Origin of the sequence: Thermus hydrothermalis, from assembly GCF_022760925.1 — a bacterium.
GTDB classification, from domain to species: Bacteria; Deinococcota; Deinococci; order Deinococcales; family Thermaceae; genus Thermus; species Thermus hydrothermalis.
In genome coordinates, this window is record NZ_JAKTNT010000013.1 from 1 (window position 1) to 15,709 (window position 15,709).

The 15,709-nt window shown below is 67.0% G+C and carries 19 protein-coding genes; 7 read left to right on the top strand and 12 right to left on the bottom strand.

Annotated features, from left to right (window positions below; all coding sequences use genetic code 11):
* Positions 1–147, top strand: a 147-nt coding sequence (locus L0C60_RS12910; RefSeq protein ID WP_341474661.1) for an AMP-binding enzyme, incomplete at its 5' end; no start/stop codon positions are given.
* On the opposite strand, the gene L0C60_RS08780 is transcribed toward L0C60_RS12910, so the two are convergent.
* From L0C60_RS08780 to L0C60_RS08825, 10 genes are read right to left on the bottom strand one after another with little or no spacing between them, the layout of a single operon-like run.
* The gene (locus L0C60_RS08780; protein ID WP_234505394.1) at positions 144–1,268 is read right to left on the bottom strand and encodes a cysteine desulfurase family protein; all 1,125 of its coding nucleotides are present in this window, start codon (positions 1,266–1,268) and stop codon (positions 144–146) included. The genes L0C60_RS12910 and L0C60_RS08780 overlap by 4 nt on opposite strands.
* A 9-nt stretch (positions 1,269–1,277) precedes the next feature.
* Positions 1,278–1,724 carry an RrF2 family transcriptional regulator gene (locus L0C60_RS08785; RefSeq protein WP_071677519.1) on the bottom strand — a complete coding sequence of 149 codons (447 nt, stop codon included), beginning with the start codon at positions 1,722–1,724 and terminating at the stop codon, positions 1,278–1,280.
* Positions 1,725–1,739: 15 nt separating this feature from the next.
* Entirely contained in the window at positions 1,740–2,546 is an 807-nt protein-coding gene (locus tag L0C60_RS08790) for a metal ABC transporter permease (protein ID WP_234505391.1), read from the bottom strand.
* Positions 2,539–3,279 carry a metal ABC transporter ATP-binding protein gene (locus L0C60_RS08795; RefSeq protein WP_234505389.1) on the bottom strand — a complete coding sequence of 247 codons (741 nt, stop codon included), beginning with the start codon at positions 3,277–3,279 and terminating at the stop codon, positions 2,539–2,541. The genes L0C60_RS08790 and L0C60_RS08795 overlap by 8 nt, the downstream gene beginning before the upstream one ends.
* Positions 3,280–3,318: 39 nt before the next feature.
* Entirely contained in the window at positions 3,319–4,149 is an 831-nt protein-coding gene (locus L0C60_RS08800) for an ABC transporter ATP-binding protein (RefSeq protein WP_234505388.1), read from the bottom strand.
* 40 nt (positions 4,150–4,189) lie between these two features.
* Positions 4,190–5,386, bottom strand: coding sequence for an ABC transporter substrate-binding protein (locus tag L0C60_RS08805; protein ID WP_234505386.1), 1,197 nt, complete (start codon positions 5,384–5,386; stop codon positions 4,190–4,192).
* Between the two features lie 9 nt (positions 5,387–5,395).
* Complete coding sequence (locus L0C60_RS08810; protein WP_234505384.1) at positions 5,396–6,463, bottom strand: branched-chain amino acid ABC transporter permease; 1,068 nt, start codon at positions 6,461–6,463, stop codon at positions 5,396–5,398.
* Positions 6,460–7,353 carry a branched-chain amino acid ABC transporter permease gene (locus tag L0C60_RS08815; RefSeq protein WP_234505382.1) on the bottom strand — a complete coding sequence of 298 codons (894 nt, stop codon included), beginning with the start codon at positions 7,351–7,353 and terminating at the stop codon, positions 6,460–6,462. The genes L0C60_RS08810 and L0C60_RS08815 overlap by 4 nt, the downstream gene beginning before the upstream one ends.
* On the bottom strand, positions 7,350–9,284 hold the full coding sequence (locus L0C60_RS08820; RefSeq protein WP_234505380.1) for a long-chain fatty acid--CoA ligase: 1,935 nt from the start codon (positions 9,282–9,284) through the stop codon (positions 7,350–7,352). Before L0C60_RS08820 ends, L0C60_RS08815 begins: the two co-directional genes overlap by 4 nt.
* Entirely contained in the window at positions 9,281–10,042 is a 762-nt protein-coding gene (locus L0C60_RS08825; RefSeq protein ID WP_234505379.1) for an ABC transporter ATP-binding protein, read from the bottom strand. The genes L0C60_RS08820 and L0C60_RS08825 overlap by 4 nt, the downstream gene beginning before the upstream one ends.
* A 161-nt stretch (positions 10,043–10,203) precedes the next feature.
* On the opposite strand from L0C60_RS08825, the gene rpmH reads away from it, so the two are divergent.
* Genes rpmH through prmC form a run of 6 tightly spaced genes read left to right on the top strand, consistent with a single transcriptional unit; the run spans position 10,204 to position 13,615 of the window.
* Positions 10,204–10,350: a 50S ribosomal protein L34 gene (gene rpmH / locus L0C60_RS08830; protein WP_014516087.1), complete on the top strand. Its 147-nt coding sequence runs from the start codon at positions 10,204–10,206 to the stop codon at positions 10,348–10,350.
* Positions 10,320–10,688 (top strand): ribonuclease P protein component, encoded by a 369-nt coding sequence (gene rnpA, locus L0C60_RS08835; protein WP_234506136.1) that lies wholly within the window; start codon positions 10,320–10,322, stop codon positions 10,686–10,688. The genes rpmH and rnpA overlap by 31 nt, the downstream gene beginning before the upstream one ends.
* A 5-nt stretch (positions 10,689–10,693) precedes the next feature.
* On the top strand, positions 10,694–10,936 hold the full coding sequence (gene yidD / locus L0C60_RS08840; RefSeq protein WP_234505377.1) for a membrane protein insertion efficiency factor YidD: 243 nt from the start codon (positions 10,694–10,696) through the stop codon (positions 10,934–10,936).
* Positions 10,933–12,225 (top strand): YidC/Oxa1 family membrane protein insertase, encoded by a 1,293-nt coding sequence (locus L0C60_RS08845; protein WP_234505375.1) that lies wholly within the window; start codon positions 10,933–10,935, stop codon positions 12,223–12,225. The genes yidD and L0C60_RS08845 overlap by 4 nt, the downstream gene beginning before the upstream one ends.
* A 9-nt stretch (positions 12,226–12,234) precedes the next feature.
* On the top strand, positions 12,235–12,822 hold the full coding sequence (locus tag L0C60_RS08850; RefSeq protein ID WP_234505373.1) for a Jag family protein: 588 nt from the start codon (positions 12,235–12,237) through the stop codon (positions 12,820–12,822).
* Positions 12,785–13,615, top strand: a complete 831-nt coding sequence (prmC, locus tag L0C60_RS08855; RefSeq protein ID WP_234505371.1) for a peptide chain release factor N(5)-glutamine methyltransferase — start codon at positions 12,785–12,787, stop codon at positions 13,613–13,615. Before L0C60_RS08850 ends, prmC begins: the two co-directional genes overlap by 38 nt.
* On the opposite strand, the gene L0C60_RS08860 is transcribed toward prmC, so the two are convergent.
* Positions 13,547–14,932, bottom strand: a complete 1,386-nt coding sequence (locus L0C60_RS08860; protein WP_234505368.1) for a DUF3084 domain-containing protein — start codon at positions 14,930–14,932, stop codon at positions 13,547–13,549. The two genes, prmC and L0C60_RS08860, sit on opposite strands and share 69 nt — an antisense overlap.
* A complete protein-coding gene (lptB, locus tag L0C60_RS08865; RefSeq protein ID WP_234505366.1) occupies positions 14,933–15,661 on the bottom strand; it encodes an LPS export ABC transporter ATP-binding protein in 729 nt (242 codons plus the stop codon).
* Between the last annotated feature and the right edge of the window lie 48 nt (positions 15,662–15,709).

A 15,709-nucleotide genomic window follows, 5' to 3' on the forward strand; every position in this document is an offset into this window, starting at 1 on the left:
AAGGACATTGAGGCCTTCTGCCGCCAACACCTGGCCGCTTACAAGGTGCCCCGTATCATTGTCTTCCGGGAAAGCCTCCCCAAGTCCAGCGTGGGGAAGATCCTGAGGCGGGAGCTCAGGGAGGAGTTCGCCAAAAGGCAAGGCTAACCCCGGGCCCGCGCCACCGCCTCCCTAAAGGCGGCCACCGCCTTATCCACCTCCTCGAGGGTGGTGGTGCGGCCCAGGGAAAAGCGCAGGGAGGCCTTGGCCTCCTTGGGGGAGCGGCCCAGGGCCAGGAGGACGTGGGAGGGCTCGAGGCTTCCCGCCGAGCAGGCGGAGCCCGAGGAAACCGCTACCCCGAGGAGGTCCATGGCGAGGAGCAAGGCCTCCCCGTCCGCCCCCTTCACGGTGACGTTCGTCAGGTGGGGCAGGCGGGCCGTGGGGTGGCCATTCCGCTCCACCCCGGGCACGGCGAGGAGGCCGGCCTCGAGGCGGTCCCTTAGGGCGGCGAGGCGCGGGGCTTCCTCGGGCAGGAGCCTAAAAGCCTTCTCCAAGGCCACCGCCATGCCCCAGGCCAGGACCGGGCTCGGCGTCCCCCCCCGCCTCCCCCCCTCCTGGCTTCCCGGCACCAAGGGGACGAGGTCCACCCCCTGGCGCACCAGAAGCGCCCCCACCCCCTTGGGCCCGTAAAACTTGTGGGCGCTTAGGGAAACCAGATCCGCCCCCACCTCGTCGGCCCGGAAGGGGATGTGGCCCACCGCCTGCACGGCGTCCGTGTGGAAGAGAACCCCCTGGGCGTGGGCCACCTGGGCGATCTCCCGGATGGGGTAAAGGGTCCCCACCTCGTTGTTGGCGGCCATGACGCTCACCAGGATGGTCTCGGGCCTAAGAGCCTCCGCCACCTGCTCGGGGTAGACGAGGCCAAAGCGGTCGGGCTTTAGGCGGGTTACGGCGAAGCCCAGGCGCTCCAGAAGCCTTAGGGCCCCGAGGACCGCCGAGTGCTCCACCTCGGTGCTCACCACGTGCCCCCGCCCCTTGGCCAAGGCCACCCCCAAAAGGGCCAGGGCGTCCGCTTCCGAGCCTCCGCTGGTGAAGACCACCTCCCGGGGCCTCACCCCCAGGAGGGAGGCCACCTTCTCCCGTGCCCCCTCCAAGACCCGCCGGGCCTCCTGGCCGTAGCGGTGGATGCTGGAGGGGTTGCCAAAGGCCTCCTCCACCTCCCGCATGGCCTCCCGCACCTCGGGGTCCAGGGGGGTGGTGGCGGCGTGGTCCAGGTAGATCCCGCGCACCTCCTTAGGCTACCCGGTGGGCTCCAGTTGGATCAGGCGCCTCGCCTCTATGAGCTTCCGCTCCTCAATGAGGTCCTTCAGGGTGGTCCCCCCCAGGACCTGGCGCATGGCCAGGTCCACCCGCTTCCAAAGGAGCTCCGTGGAGCACTGCCCCACCTTGGCGCAACTCTCTGGGTCCTCAATGCAGGAAACGGGGGCCAGGCTTCCCTCCAGGGCCTCCACCACCTCCAAGGCGGTGACCCGCTCCGGGGGGCGGGCCAGGCGGTACCCCCCCTTGGCCCCCCGCACGGAGCGGATGAAGCCCGCACGGCGGAGCTGGGCGGCGATCTGCTCCAGGTAGTGCTGGCTGATGCCCTGGGCCTCGGCCACCTCCTTGAGGGGCACCGCCTCGGGGGCGCGGAGGCCGATCTCCACCAGGGCCCTCAGGCCATACTGGGCCTTCGTGGACACCCACATGCCCTCAGTATACCCCTATTTGCCGTGCGGAAATAGCGCTTTTGTGAAGGCGAGGGCAAAGAGGGCCGCCTGGGCCAGGACCACGCTGGCCCCGCTCGGCCAGTCCAGGAGGAAGGAGAGGAAAAGCCCCAGGAGGGTGGAAAGGACGGCGAAGAGAAGGGAAAGGAGGGTCATGCGGGCGAAGGTGGAGGCCAGAAGCCTGGCCGCCGCCCCGGGGATGACCAAGAAGGCCGCCACCAAAAGCGCCCCCACCACCTTCACCGCCAGGACCAGGCTCACGGCGATGAAGCCGGAAAGGAGGTAGTCGTGGAAGACCACGGGCAGGCGGTCCGCCAGGGCAAGCTCCCGGTCCAAGGTGGCGTAGGCCAGGGCCCCCCAAAGGGGCAGGAGGAAAAGCCCCAAGAGGCCGAGAAGCCCCAAGGCCCAAAGGTCCTCCCGCCCCACCGCCAAAAGGGAGCCGAAGAGGTAGCCCATGGCGTCCCCCACGTACCCTTTGGCCTTGGCCAGGAAGACCGCCCCTAGGGCCACGGAAAGGGCGAAGAAGACGCCGATGGCGGTGTCCTCGGAAAGCTCGGTGCGCTCCCTGACGAAGGTGATGGCCATGGCCACCCCGAAGGTGAAGGGGAGGGCGAACCACAAGGGCTCCCCCCGCAGGAAAAGCCCCAAGGCCACCCCGGCGAAGGCGGCGTGGGCCAGGCCGTCCCCCAGGAAGGAAAGCCGCCTTTGCACCACGAAGGGGGAAAGGAGCCCAGCGAGAAGGCTCACCAAAAGCCCCGCCAAGAGGGCTCGCTGGAAAAAGGGGTAGGCCAAGGCCTCAAGCACCGCTTCCTCCCCAATAGAGGCCGTGGGCGTGGCCCAGGTGGCCGAAGGCCTGGCGCAGGCACTCCTCGCTCAGGGCCCGTTCGGGCGGACCGAAGCCCACCACCCTGCGGTTCAGCACCAGGACGTGGCTGGCGTGGTGGGCCGCCTCCCAGTCGTGGGTGACCATGAGCACCGTGGCCCCGCTTTCCTGCTGGTAGGCCTCGAGGTAGCGGTACAGGTCCACCTCCCCCGCCCGGTCCACCCCCGTGGCGGGCTCGTCCAGGAGGAGAAGCCTGGGCCTACGGACGAAGGCCCGGGCCAGGTAGACCCGCTGGAGTTGCCCGCCGGAAAGCCTTCCCAAGGGCCTTTCCGCTAGGCCTTCCGCCCCCACCCGCTCCAGGGCGCGAAGGGCCTCCGCCCGCACGCTAGGGCTCAAGCGGAAGGGCCAGCGCCCAAGAAGCCCCGTGGCCACCAGCTCCACCGCCAAAGCGGGAAAGGTGCGGTCAAAGGCCTTGATCTGGGGCACGTAGCCAAACCAGCGGGGATCGGCCTCGGCTAGGGAGCGGCCCAGGACCCGCACCCGCCCCCGGAAGGGCACGAGGCCCAAAAGGGCCTTTAGGAGCGTGCTCTTCCCCGCCCCGTTGGGGCCCACGATGGCCACAAAGGCCCCTTCCGGCACCTTAAGGGAAACCCCCTCTAGGGCCCAGAACTCCCCCAGGCGCACGGAAAGGTCCTCCACCTCCAGGGCCCACACGCCCTTAACGATACTGAGTTTTCACTATTTGGTCAAGGGCTACATGAAGCGCTTGCGCCTCTTGTAGGCCTTCACCTCCTTGAAGCTCTTCCGCCCGCCCCCCTTGGCCACCCCCAGGTAGAACTCCTGCACGTCCGGGTTTTCCAAGAGGTAGTCCCGATCCCCCTCCAAGACGATCCGCCCCGTTTCCATGATGTAGCCGTAGTGGGCGATGGAAAGGGCCATGCGGGCGTTTTGCTCCACCACGAGGACCGTCACCCCCTCCTCGGCGTTCACCCGGGCCACGATGTCAAAGATCTCCCGCACCAAAAGGGGCGCAAGCCCCAAGGAGGGCTCGTCCAAGAGGAGAAGCCTGGGCTTCGCCAGAAGGGCGCGCCCGATGGCGATCATCTGCTGCTCGCCCCCGGAGCAGTAGCCGGCCAAGCGGTGGCGGAGATCGGCGAGGCGGGGGAAGTAGTGGTAGATGCGTTCCAGCTCCTCCTTTAGCCGTGCGCCCTTCCGGGTTAGGGTCCCCACCCTTAGGTTCTCCTCCACCGTGAGGTGCTTGAAGACCCGGCGCCCCTCCAGGACCTGGACGATGCCAAGCCGCACGATCTCCTCCGGGGGAAGGCCGTGGATGGGTTTCCCCTGGTAGAGGATCTCCCCCCGCACCACCTCCCCGTCCTCCGGGATGAGAAGGCCGGAGATGGCCCGGAGGGTGGTGGTCTTCCCCGCCCCGTTGGGGCCTAGGAGGGCGGTGATCCTGCCCTCCGGCACCTTCAGGGAAACCCCCCTTAGCACCTGGATGATGTCGTGGTAGACCACCTCAATGTTGTTGACCAGAAGGAGGATGGGGCCGAGGTCCTCTGGACGCGTGGGGTTCAGGCTCATGGCAGGAAAAGGGGCCCGGGGACATCCCGGGCCCAAAGGGCTATTTGCCGTAGTGCACCTTGCGGAAGAGGGCCGAGGTGAAGGGTTCGGTGATGGGCACGAAGCGCCCGCCCTTGACCTCGAGGATGCGCAACCCCTCCGCCCCCGTGCGCTCGCTCCTGGTGAAGTCCACTTCAATGCCCTGCTTGGTGGACACGGCAAGCCCCGGCTTGAAGGCGTTGGGCCCGTTCATGCCCACGATGGCCTGGTAGACCGTCTCGTTGGTGATGCGCTTGAAGCGCTCCTGGGCCCGCTTCATGGCCTCAATGGCGATGGCCGCCGCCAGCATCCCCGCGGTGTAGTTGTGGTTCTCCACGTAGCCCGCCGGCCGGCCGAAGCGGGCCACCAGGTCCTTTTGCAAGCGGATGCCCGGGGTGTCGTCCTGGACGGTGAAGTAGGGGCTCGCCCAGAGGAAGCCCTCCGCCGCCTCCCCCGCCAGGGCGATGAGGTCCACCCCGCCCGTGTACACCGCCCCCAGGTGGCGCATCTTGCCGGAAAGGCCAAGCCTCCGGGTGTCCTTCAGGATGTTGGCCACCGGCCCCGCCACGTTCTGGTGGACCACGAACTCCACCCCCGCCCCCTCAAAGCGCCGGAGGAGGGCGGTGTTGTCCAGGTTGCCCGCCCCCACCTCCTGCACGTCCACGATCTGGAGGCCAAGCTGCTGCGCCGCCTTCCGGGCGTCCTCCACGGGGGCCCGGCCGAAGGGGGAGGGGTGAACCACCAGGGCCACCTTGGCCCCCCGCTTCAGCTTGGCCACGTACTCCAGGAGGGCCACCACTTGCTCGGAGTAGGTGGAAACCGGGATGAAGTAGTAATCCCCGTTGGGCGGGTCAATCAGGCCCACGTGGTTGGAAGCGGGCAGGGTGGGGATCTTGAGCTCCTGGATGAGGGCTTTCATCTGGAGCATGGCCCCCGTGCTGTAGCCCAGATAGATGGGGATTTTAAAGCGGTCCACCGCCTCCTCAAAGAGGCGTTGCGTGGTGGCGTTATCGTACCGGTCGTCCCGCACCACGCAGTTCAGCACCACCCCCGGGATGGCCCGAGCCATGTGCCGGCAGTAGTCCTCTATACCCGCCCCATAGGGGGCCCCCGTCTCCGAGGTGGGGCCGGTGATGGCCCCCGACCAGAAGAGGGTCACCTGCTGTTGGCCAAAGGCCAGGCCCAACGCCGCCAAAACCGCCGCCAAACCCTTGCGCATACTTCCCTCCTAGTACTTGAACGGCCACGTGCGGAGGTAGCTCCGCACGATGCGCCACCAGTTGTAAAGCCCCCTGGGCTCAAACATGAGGAAGAGGACGATGATGAGCCCAAAGGCCAAGGGCCTCAAGGCGCTCGCCACGTCCACCCCCGCCACGCTGAAGCCCAGGGCCTTGATGAGGTTGGAAAGGGCCTCCATGTTCACGTCCAGAAGCACCAGGAAAAGGGGCCCAAGGAAGCTTCCCACCAAGGTGCCCAACCCCCCCACGATGGCCATGGCCAGGTACTTCACCGAGTGGGCGAAGACGTAGTCCTCAATGACCACCGCCCGGGAAAGGTAGGCGTAAAGCACCCCCGCCACCCCGGCGTAAAAGGCCCCTAGGGCGAAGGCAAAGAGCTTGGTGCGCCCCGGGTCCATGCCCATGGCGTCCGCCGCCCGGTCGTTGTCCCGCACGGCGATGAGGGCGCGGCCGTACTTGGTGCGCAGGAGGTTGCGGAAAAAGAGGGCGAGGAGGACGAGGGTGGCCAAGGATGCGTAGTACCAGAAGTGGAAATGGTTGCGAAACCCCGCCTCATACCCGAGGAAGCTCGCCCGGGGCATATCCATGGCCCCCCCTTGCTTCAGGAGGGGCAGGTGACCCACGGTCCACTCAAAGATCACCTGGAAGGCCAAGGTGGCCAGGGCCAGGTAAAGGTGCTTCACCCTAAGGCTTGGAATCCCCACCAAAAGGCCGAAGAAGGCGGCCACAAGCCCCCCGAGGGGGATGAGGAGCCAGAAGGGAAGCCCCTGGGGGGCGAGGAGGGCGGCGGTGTAGGCCCCCACCCCCATGAAGGCCGCCTGACCGATGTTGATGAGCCCCGCATACCCCGTGGTGATGTTGAGGCCTAGGACAGCGATGCTATAGACCAGGATCAGGTCCAGGATGAAGACCTGGGTCCGGGGAAGGAACTGGGGCAAAAGGAGGAGAAAGCCCAGGAAAAGGAGGAGGGAAAGGAGCTCCCGGTGGGTGGCGAAGATGCTTGCGTCCTGGGAATACGAGGTGCGGTAGTTTCCCGTCTGCGCCCAAGGGTTTCTCATACGCGCTCAATCTCCTCCGTGCCGAAAAGCCCGTGGGGCTTGAACCAAAGGACGAGGAGCAAGACCAGGAAGGGGAAGACGTCCCGGGTGCCCCCGCCGGGGACATAGGGGTCCAAAAAGCCCGCCGCCAGGTTCTCCAAAACGCCGATGAGGATGCCCGCCACCACCGCCCCCGGGATGGAGTCCAGCCCCCCCAGGATCACCACGGGGAAGACCCGAAGGCCGATGTGCACCAGGCTGTCCAGGTTGAGGCCGGAGAGGGTGCCCACCATCACCCCGCCCGCCGCCGCCGCCAGGCCCGCCGCCGCCCAGGCCAGGGCGAAGACCTTGGCCACAGATACCCCGAGGCTCATGGCCGCCATCTGGTCGTCGGCCACGCTCCGCATGGCCACCCCCAGGGTGGAGCGCTGGAAGAAGCAGGTGAAAAGGAGCAAGAAGGCCAGGGTGAGGAAAAGGGCGAGGAGCTGGGCGTAGGAGACCTGGGCCCCCAGAACCCGCACCCCGCCTTCGGGGAGGAAGGGGGGGTAGCCGTAGCTCCCCGCCCCGTAGGGGGTGAGGTGCAAAAGCCCATCCAGGAAGAAGGCCAGGCCAATGGTGGCCATGATGACGGAGATGATGGGTTGCCCCACCAAACGCTTCAGGAAAAGCCTTTCCAGGAGGTAGCCCACCAAGGCCGTGAACCCTAGCGCCAGGGCAAAGGCCAAGGCCACGGGGAGCTTCAGGCCCACCAGGAAGAAGTGGGCGGCAAAGGCCCCGATGGCGATGAGTTCCCCTTGGGCGAAGTTCACCACCCGGCTCGCCTTGTAGATGAGCACAAACCCCAGGGCCACGAGGGCGTAGATGAGGCCTAGGACCACGCCCGAGATGAAAAGCTCCAACACGAAGCTCACGCCGCCACCACCCCCTCGAGGTCCAACACGGGCACCCGGGCCTGCACCCGCTGGACGGTGCCGTCCTGGTACCGGTACTCCGCCTCCACCTCCACCGCCTTGGCCCCCGAGTACAAGGCCTCCACCAAGGGGGCGTACTTCTTGGCGATGAGGCCCCGGCGCACCTTGCCCGTGCGGGTGAGCTCCTCGTCGTCGGCGTCCAAAAGCTTGTAGAGGAGCACGAAGCGGCGGATCCTTAGCTCCTCAGGCAGTTCCGCATTCACCCGCTCCACCTCCTTGCGGATAAGCTCCGCCACCTCCGGCTTCAGGGAGAGGTCCAGGTAGGTGGTGTAGGCGAGCCCCCGGTCCTCCGCCCACTTGCCCACCGTCTGGGGGTCCACGTTGATAAAGGCCGCCAGGAAGGGCTTGCGGTCGCCAAACACCACCGCCTCCTTGATGTAGGGGGAGAACTTCAACTTGTTCTCCACGAACTGGGGACTGAAGACCGTGCCCCTTGCCGTGCGCATCACGTCCGAAAGCCGGTCAATCACCACCAGGTGGCCCTCCTCCGTGAGGTAGCCGGCATCCCCGGTGTGGAGCCAGCCGTCCCGGAAGGTTTCCGCCGTGGCCTCGGGCCTTTCCCAGTAGCCGGCGCACACCGCATCCGAGCGCAAGAGGATCTCCCCCTCCTCGCTAATCCGCACCTCCGTGCCGGGAATGGGGAGGCCCACGGTATCGTGGCGCACATCCCCGTCCCGGTGGACGAAGGCGATGCCGATGATCTCCGTCTGGCCGTAGATCTGCTTGAGGTTTACGCCGATGGCGTGGAAGAACCGGAACACATCGGGCCCCAGGGCCGCTCCTCCCGTGTAGGCGCGCCGGAGGCGCAGGAAGCCCAGTTGGTCCCGCAGAGGCCGGAAAAGCACCCGGTCGGCAAAGGCGTAAGCAAGGCGCAGGGGAAGGGGCATAGGCCTCCCCCGCATGCGGTACTCCGCCGCCCGGTAGCCCAGGCGGAGGAGTTTCTCATACACAAAGCGGTTTAGGGCAGGGCTTTCGGAAATGCGCACCCAGATGCTGCTCTGGATCCCCTCCCAAACCCTTGGGGGGCTGAACATCACGTGGGGGCCGATCTCCTTAAGGTCCTGCAAGGCGGTTTCCACCGCCTCGGGGAAGTTGACGGCAAACCCTCCGGTAAGGGCCATGGCCACAGACATCATCTGCTCCCCGATCCAGGCAAGGGGCAGAAAGGAAAGGTAGTCGTCCGTGGGCCAAAGGGGGTCCACCTCCTGCAGGGCCACCCCCATGTGGATCAGGTTCCGGTGGCGGAGCATAGCCGCCTTGGGGCGGCCCGTGGTGCCGGAGGTGGAGGAGAGGTGGCAGACCTCCTCGGGGCTTGCGGAAAGGAGAAGCTTCTCCACCGCCTCAGGGTGGCGCTTGCGGTGCTCCCGCCCCCGCTCCAAAAGCTCCGCAAAGGAGAGGAGCCAAGGGTCCCGGTAGCCCCGCATCCCCTTGGGGTCCTCGTAGATGACGTGGCGCACGTGGGGGATCTCGTTCCGGATCTCGTAGAGCTTGTCCACCTGCTCCTGGTCCTCGGCGAGGACCACGCTGGCCCCCGTGTAGCTGAGCATGTAGGCGATCTCCGCGGGCAGGGAGCTTTGGTATACCCCCACGCTAATCCCCCGCACCGCCTGGGTGCCGAGCTCGGCGTAGAGCCACTCGGGGATGTTGTCGGCGATGATGGCAAGGCGCTCCCCCGGGGAAAACCCCATGGCCAAAAGCCCGTGGCCGAAGAGGAGGACCTTCTCATAGTACTCGGCGTAGGTGACCTCGTTCCAGATGCCGTAGTCCTTCTCCCGGAGGGCCACCCGGTCCCCCTCTTCCAGGGCGCGAAACCTCAGGAGCTGGGGCAGGGTGTAGCGCTTCATCTCGTGGGAGGGCCGGATCGCCTTCACGCCTCCACCCCCAGGTAGGCCTCCTGCACCCTGGGGTTTTGGGCCACCTCCGCCGGGGCCCCTTGGGCGATGACCTGGCCGAAGTCCAGCACGTAGACCCGGTCGGAGATGTCCATGACCACCCCGAGGTCGTGCTCAATGAGGATCACCGTGGTGCCTTGGGCCCGGATCTCCAGGATGAAGCGCACCATGTCCTCCTTTTCCTCCAGGGTCATCCCCGCCATGGGCTCGTCCAGGAGGAGGAGCTTGGGGGAAAGGGCCAAAGCCCGGGCCACCTCCACCCGCTTCCGCACCCCATAGGGGAGGTTGCCCACCAAGGCCTTGCGGTAGGGCTCCAGTTCCATAAAGTCAATGACCTCCTCCACCCACCTCCGGTTCCTCACCTCCTCCGCCAGGGCCCGGCCGTAAAAGAACCCCGCCTGGAGGAGGCCGTAGCGGAGGTGGGTGTGCCGGGCCAGCATGAGGTTTTCCAGGACGGTGAGGCCCGAGAAGAGCTCAATGTTCTGGAAAGCCCGGGCGATGCCCTTGCGGGTGATTTCGTGGGGGGACGCCCGGGTGATGTCCTGGCCCTCAAAGAGGATGCGCCCTCGCTGGGGGTGGTAGAAGCCGGAGATGACGTTCAAAAGGCTCGTCTTCCCCGCCCCGTTGGGTCCGATGATGGAGACGAGCTCCCCCTTCTCCACCTCTAGGGAAACGGCGGAGAGGGCGGCCACGCCGCCAAAGGTTAGGGTGACGCTCTCCACGAGTAGCTGGGCCACGGGTTCCTCCCTAACGACCGTTTGCCGGGAAGTATAAGGGAGAGGGCTCGGGAATGTCAACGTTATACCGCTTGGGTGTAAAAAACCGTTAGACTGGGTACAGGGCTTTCTGTGCTACACTCTTTAGGGTATCGGGGCACTGGCCCCAGGGAGGGAAATGGATGAAAAGGACCTGGCAGCCCAACCGGAGGAAGCGGGCCAAGACCCACGGCTTCCGGGCCCGCATGAAGACCCCAGGCGGCAGGAAGGTGCTGAAGCGCAGGCGGCAGAAGGGCCGCTGGCGCCTCACGCCCAAGGTGAACGCCTAAAGAACCCGCCCCCCGCCCCGGGGGGCAAGCTCGTTTCCCTCAAAGGGGACCGGGCCTTCCAAAGGCTCCGCAAGGGCAGGGCCGGGCGGGGGCGGTACGTGAGCGTGAAGTGGCTCCCCGCCCCCGAGCTCCGGGTGGGCATCGTGGTGTCCAAGAAGGTGGGAAAGGCGGTGGTGCGCAACAAGGTGAAAAGGCGCCTACGGGAGATCCTCCGCCGCCTCCACCTGCCCAAGGCCCACCTCCTGGTGGTGGCGAGCCCCGAGGCCCGGGAGGCCAGCTACGCCGAGCTCTTCCAGGACCTGGCGCGCGCCCTGAAGAAGAGCGGGCTGATACAATAGGCGGCGTGCGCAGGCTCCTCGTACTCCTGGTCAAGGCGTACCGCCGCTACCTCTCTCCCCTTAAGCCCAAGACCTGCCGGTTCCACCCCACCTGTTCCGCCTACGCCCTCGAGGCCCTGGAGCGGCACGGGGCCCTTTGGGGTAGCTACTTGGCGGCGCGGCGGATCCTAAGGTGCCACCCCCTGCACCCCGGGGGGCTAGACCCCGTGCCCCTTGTCTTCCCCCCCAGGAAGGAGGGGGCCCGATGAGAAAACTCCTCGCCCTTTTCCTCCTCCTCTCCCCCGTGTGGGCCCTGGAGGCCGCCTTCAAGGACGTGGACGTGAACGGGGACGGCACCCCCGAGAAAGTGGCCGTGACCAACCTCATGGACCTGGCCTTTGACCAAAAGGGCCAGATCGTGGGCTGGTACGTGAAGACCTACAAGGGCACGGCCATCGGCGACTACACCCGGGCCCCCAACCTGGCGGACGGGGCCCCCGTGGTGGCCCCTGAGGGCTTCACCCCGAAAAAGGCGGAGTTTTTGGTGGAGGATGGCCGCCTCCTCGCCCGCTTCCAAGGCCCCGAAGGCACCCTCACCTACCGCTTGGCCAAGGGGCAGTACACCCTCGAGGCGGAAGCGGACTTCCCCCTCACCCTAAGGCTCAAGGCCCAAGGCCAGCCCAAGGTCCTCCCGGAAGGGACCAAGGAGCCCACCCCAAGCGGGGAAGGCCTCCTCCGCTACCTGGCCTGGCAGACCCGCCCCAAGGCGGGCTACGCCCTGGTGGCCTTCGCCGAGGGTCCCCTAACCGGCAAGCTGGTGGGCAAGGAAGGGGAGGTGCGGCTAGAGCCCGGGAAGGCCCTCAAGCTCTACGGCGGCCAGAACGAGCTGGTGCGCTACCACGTGGAGGGGCTCCTTTCCCTCCCTGGGCTCTTTAGCCCCAACATCTGGGGCCAGCTCTCCTTAGGCCTCCTTTGGCTCATGGAAACGGCCTTCCGCTACACGGGAAGCTGGGGCCTCGCCATCCTCTTCCTCACCCTGGTGGTGCGCCTCCTTCTTTGGCCCTTAATGCACCAGCAATTCAAGAGCATGGCGGAGATCCAGCGCCTCCAGCCCCTCATCCAGAAGATCAACGAGAAGTACAAGGACGACCCCAACAAGCGGGCGGAGGCCACCATGAAGCTCTACCAGGAGCACAAGGTAAACCCCGCCGCCGGCTGCCTGCCCCTTTTCATCCAGATGCCCATCCTCTTCATCCTCTGGAAGGTCATCGCCAACTACGAGTTCGGCCAGGGCCTCCTCTGGATCCCCGACCTGGCCCTGCCCGACCCCTTCTACGTCCTCCCCGCCCTCTACGTGGCCACCACCTTCCTCTCCACCTGGCTTTCCGCCCACGGCAACAAGGACCTGATCCGCCAAAGCCTCTTCATGAACCTGATCTTCATCTTCCTGGTCCTCCAGTTCCCTTCGGGGGTCACCCTCTACTGGGTGCTCTCCAACCTCATCGGCCTCGTACAGCAGTGGCTCATCAACCGGAGCCTCAAGCCGGTGGCGGCGTAAACTTGAGGCATGGACGAGAAGAAAAAGAGCATTGACGACCTCCTCTCCGACCTGGGCGTCCTGGAGGAGGCCCCGGTGGAGGTGGAGCTTAAGGAAACGGGCAAGGAACCCCGCCCCCAAGGGCCCAAGGAGGTGTTGGAAACCTTCCTGGTGGGCCTCCTCCTCCGCCTGGACCCGGCGCACTACGTGGAGATCCGCCAAGAGGGCAACCTCCTCAAGGCGGAGGTCAAGGGCGGGGACCTGGGCCGTTTCATCGGCAAGGAGGGGCGCACCCTGAAGGCGGTGGAGTACCTGGCGGGCGTGGTCTTGGCCAAGCACTTCGGGAGAGCGTACCGGGTGGTCCTGGACGCCGCCGGCTACCGCAAGCGGCAGGAGGAGAAGATCCGCCGCATCGCCGAGGAGGCCGCCCTCACCGTGGCCATGACCGGGGAGCCCCTGCACCTCCCCCCCATGCGCCCCTCGGAGCGGCGCATCGTCCACATGCTCCTCAAGAACCACCCCCAGGTGACCACGGAAAGCCAAGGGGAGGGCGAGGAGCGGCACGTGGTGGTCTATCCCCGTGATCAAGCTCCTCCGAGCGCTCCAGGCGCGGCTTAGGGAAGCGGGCTTACCCGAGGGGGAGGCCTGGGACCTCCTGGCCCTGGCCGCGGGGCTTCCCCGGAAGGAGCTCCTCCTCAGGCTCCCGGAGCCCCCACCCCCGGGGGCCGAGGAGAGGGCTTGGGCCCTTCTGGAAAAGCGGCTTTCCCGCTACCCCCTGCAGTACCTCTTGGGGGAAGTGGAGTTCTTCGGCCTGCCCCTAAGGGTGGAGGAGGGCGTCCTCATCCCCCGGCCCGAAACGGAGGGCCTGGTGGCCCTGGCCCTCGCCCTTCCCCTTCCTCCCAAACCCAAAGTCCTGGACGTGGGCACGGGCACCGGGGCCATCGCCCTCGCCCTCAAGCGCCACCTCCCCGAGGCGGAGGTCCACGCCACGGAGGTGGACGAAAAGGCCCTCCGCCTGGCGCAGGAAAACGCCAAGCGGCTTGGCCTCTTGGTCCACTTCCTCCAGGCCCCCCTCACGGGCGGGCTTAGGGGACTGGACCTCCTCGTGGCCAACCCCCCCTACCTGCCGGAGCGCTACCGGGAGGAAGCCCCGCCTGAACTCCGCTACGAAAACCCCCTGGCCCTCTACGCCGGGGAAGAGGGGCTCGCCGTGGCCTGGCCCTTGGCCCTGGAGGCGGAAAGGGCCCTAAGGCCCGGTGGCTTTCTCCTTTTGGAACTGGCCCCGGAAAACGTCCACCGCCTGGCGGAAGCCCTGCGGGAAAGGGGCTGGGAAGCGGAGGTGCTACGGGACCTTGCGGGTCGGGACCGGTACCTCCGGGCCCGGCGGCCCCCCGAGGAGGCGGAAGGCTAGGAGGGGCCTTTCCGTGGTCCAAAGCTCCCTCTCCGCCACCACCCCCACCCGCACCACCCCTTGCCGCCCCTTCAGGAGGGCGAGGCCCCGGGCGAGCTCCTCCGGGGCGGGGAAGGTGGCGTATTCCGGGGGAAACCCCGCCTCCAAAAGGCGCTTCCTCGCCTCTTCTCCCAGGCGCTCTAGGACCTCTTGGTTTCGGGCCTGGGTGGAAAGGCGGAAGGTGGCGCTCGCCAGAACCTCCCCCTCGGCGAAGGCCCGCCTCTCCGGGTAGAAGCGCACCCGCACGAGCAGCCGGCCCTCCTGGTACCCCGCCCCCTCGAGGACCGCAAGCCCCGGGCCCACGGCCTCCCCCAGAAGCTCCGCCCCCTTAAAGCCCTGGAGAAGCGCCCGCCTCTCCGCCACCCTTTCCAACACCGCCCGGCCCTCCTCCGCCCCCAGGCGCACCTCCCCCAGGTAAAGCCCCTGGCTTAGCCGCACCAGGCTCTGGGCGAGTTGCCCCTTTTCCCTTTGCAGGACCTCCGCCTGGGTCAAAAGGCCAAGAAGGCGCTCCTCGGCTTGGCGGAGCTCCCGCCGGGTGCGCTCCAGGGTGGCCCTAAGCCCCTCCGCCTCTTGGGCCAGGCGGGCCCGCTCTTCCCTCGCCGCTTCCAGACGGGCCTGGGCTTTGGCGAGCTCCTCCTGGAGGCGGCGCCGCTCGGCCTCCAGGCCTTTCGCCGCCTCCTGCAGGGCTTTTAGGCGGGCCTCGAGGCCCTGGAGCTCCCGGCTCCTTTCCCCGAGCTCCTTGTTCTTCAGGGCGAGGAGGGCCAAGAGTTCTTCCCTTTCCGCCTTAAGCCGCTCCGTCTCCCCAAGGAGGGCCTGGCGCTCCTCACCGAGGGCCCTGACCTGGCGGGAGAGGGCCTCGGCCTCGGCCTCGAGGCGGCGCCTCACGGCCTCCGCGCCCGCCAAAGCCTCCGAAAGCTCCCGCCTCTCCCCCCTGAGGGCGTTGAGCTCGGCTAAGGCCCGGGCCGCCTCCGCCTCCATGGCGGACTTGGCCTGGAGAAGCGCATCCCGTTCGGCCCTCAGCGCATCCCGCTCCCTGCGGATGGCCGTGGCCTCCAGGATCACCTCCCGGGCCTCCCGGAAGACCAGGAGGAAGGCGAGGTAGCTAAAAAGGGCAATCCCCACCCCCGTGAAGACGGCGATGAGGGTGGCGGTCTGCCGGGGACGCAGGCCAAAGAGGCGGTAGTGGCGCTTTCCCGCCCACTTGGCCACCCTGTCCCCCAGGTAGGCCACCAAGGCGGCGAGGCAAAGGATGAGGAGGAGAAGCGCCCAGAAGGTCATCTAGAGCTCGTAGTCCTCGCCCAGGTAGTGCCGCCTTACCCCTTGGTCCTGGGCGAAGGTATCCGGGTCCCCGTGGAAGAGGACCTGGCCGTCGTACATGAGGTAGACCCGGTCCGTGATGGCCAGGGTTTCCCGCACCGCATGGTCGGTGATGAAAACCCCCACCCCCCGCCTTTCCCGGAGCTCGGCGATCACCTTCTGGATCTCCCGCACGTTCTTGGGGTCCACCCCGGTAAAGGGCTCGTCCAGAAGGATAAAATCCGGGTCCGTGCAGAGGGCCCGGGCGATCTCCAGCCGCCTCCTCTCCCCCCCGGAAAGGGCGTAGGCCAGGCGGTCTTTTAGGTGGTAGATGGCGAGCTCTTCCAAAAGGGCCTTGGCCTTCTCTAGGCGTTCCCCTTTGGAAAGGGGCTGGAACTCCAGGATGGCGAGGAGGTTTTCCAACACGGTCATCCGCCGGAAGGCGCTGGGCTCCTGGGGCAGGTAGCCGAGGCCGAGCCGGGCCCTTTTGTACATGGGTAGGCGGCTCACCTCTTGCCCCTTCAGGTAGATGCGCCCCGCCGTGGGCCGGATGAACCCCACCACCATGTAAAAGGTGGTGGTCTTCCCCGCCCCGTTGGGGCCAAAGAGGGCCACGATCTCCCCCCGCCTGAGGTGGAGGTCCACGCCCTTGACCACCTCCTTGGGGCCGTAGCGTTTGCGCAAACCCTGGGCCAGAAGCTCCCCATCCATTACCCCCAAGCCTAAGGCCCGGCCTTTAAGCGCGGATGAGATAATGGG

Coding starts and splice junctions, on each gene's coding strand:
- L0C60_RS08785 (WP_071677519.1), bottom strand. CDS start 1,724: ATGTGGGTGTCCACGAAGGCCCAGTATGGCCTGAGGGCCCTGGTGGAG.
- L0C60_RS08800 (WP_234505388.1), bottom strand. CDS start 4,149: ATGAGCCTGAACCCCACGCGTCCAGAGGACCTCGGCCCCATCCTCCTT.
- L0C60_RS08805 (WP_234505386.1), bottom strand. CDS start 5,386: ATGCGCAAGGGTTTGGCGGCGGTTTTGGCGGCGTTGGGCCTGGCCTTT.
- L0C60_RS08810 (WP_234505384.1), bottom strand. CDS start 6,463: ATGAGAAACCCTTGGGCGCAGACGGGAAACTACCGCACCTCGTATTCC.
- rpmH (WP_014516087.1), top strand. CDS start 10,204: ATGAAAAGGACCTGGCAGCCCAACCGGAGGAAGCGGGCCAAGACCCAC.
- L0C60_RS08845 (WP_234505375.1), top strand. CDS start 10,933: ATGAGAAAACTCCTCGCCCTTTTCCTCCTCCTCTCCCCCGTGTGGGCC.
- L0C60_RS08850 (WP_234505373.1), top strand. CDS start 12,235: ATGGACGAGAAGAAAAAGAGCATTGACGACCTCCTCTCCGACCTGGGC.
- L0C60_RS08860 (WP_234505368.1), bottom strand. CDS start 14,932: ATGACCTTCTGGGCGCTTCTCCTCCTCATCCTTTGCCTCGCCGCCTTG.
- lptB (WP_234505366.1), bottom strand. CDS start 15,661: ATGGATGGGGAGCTTCTGGCCCAGGGTTTGCGCAAACGCTACGGCCCC.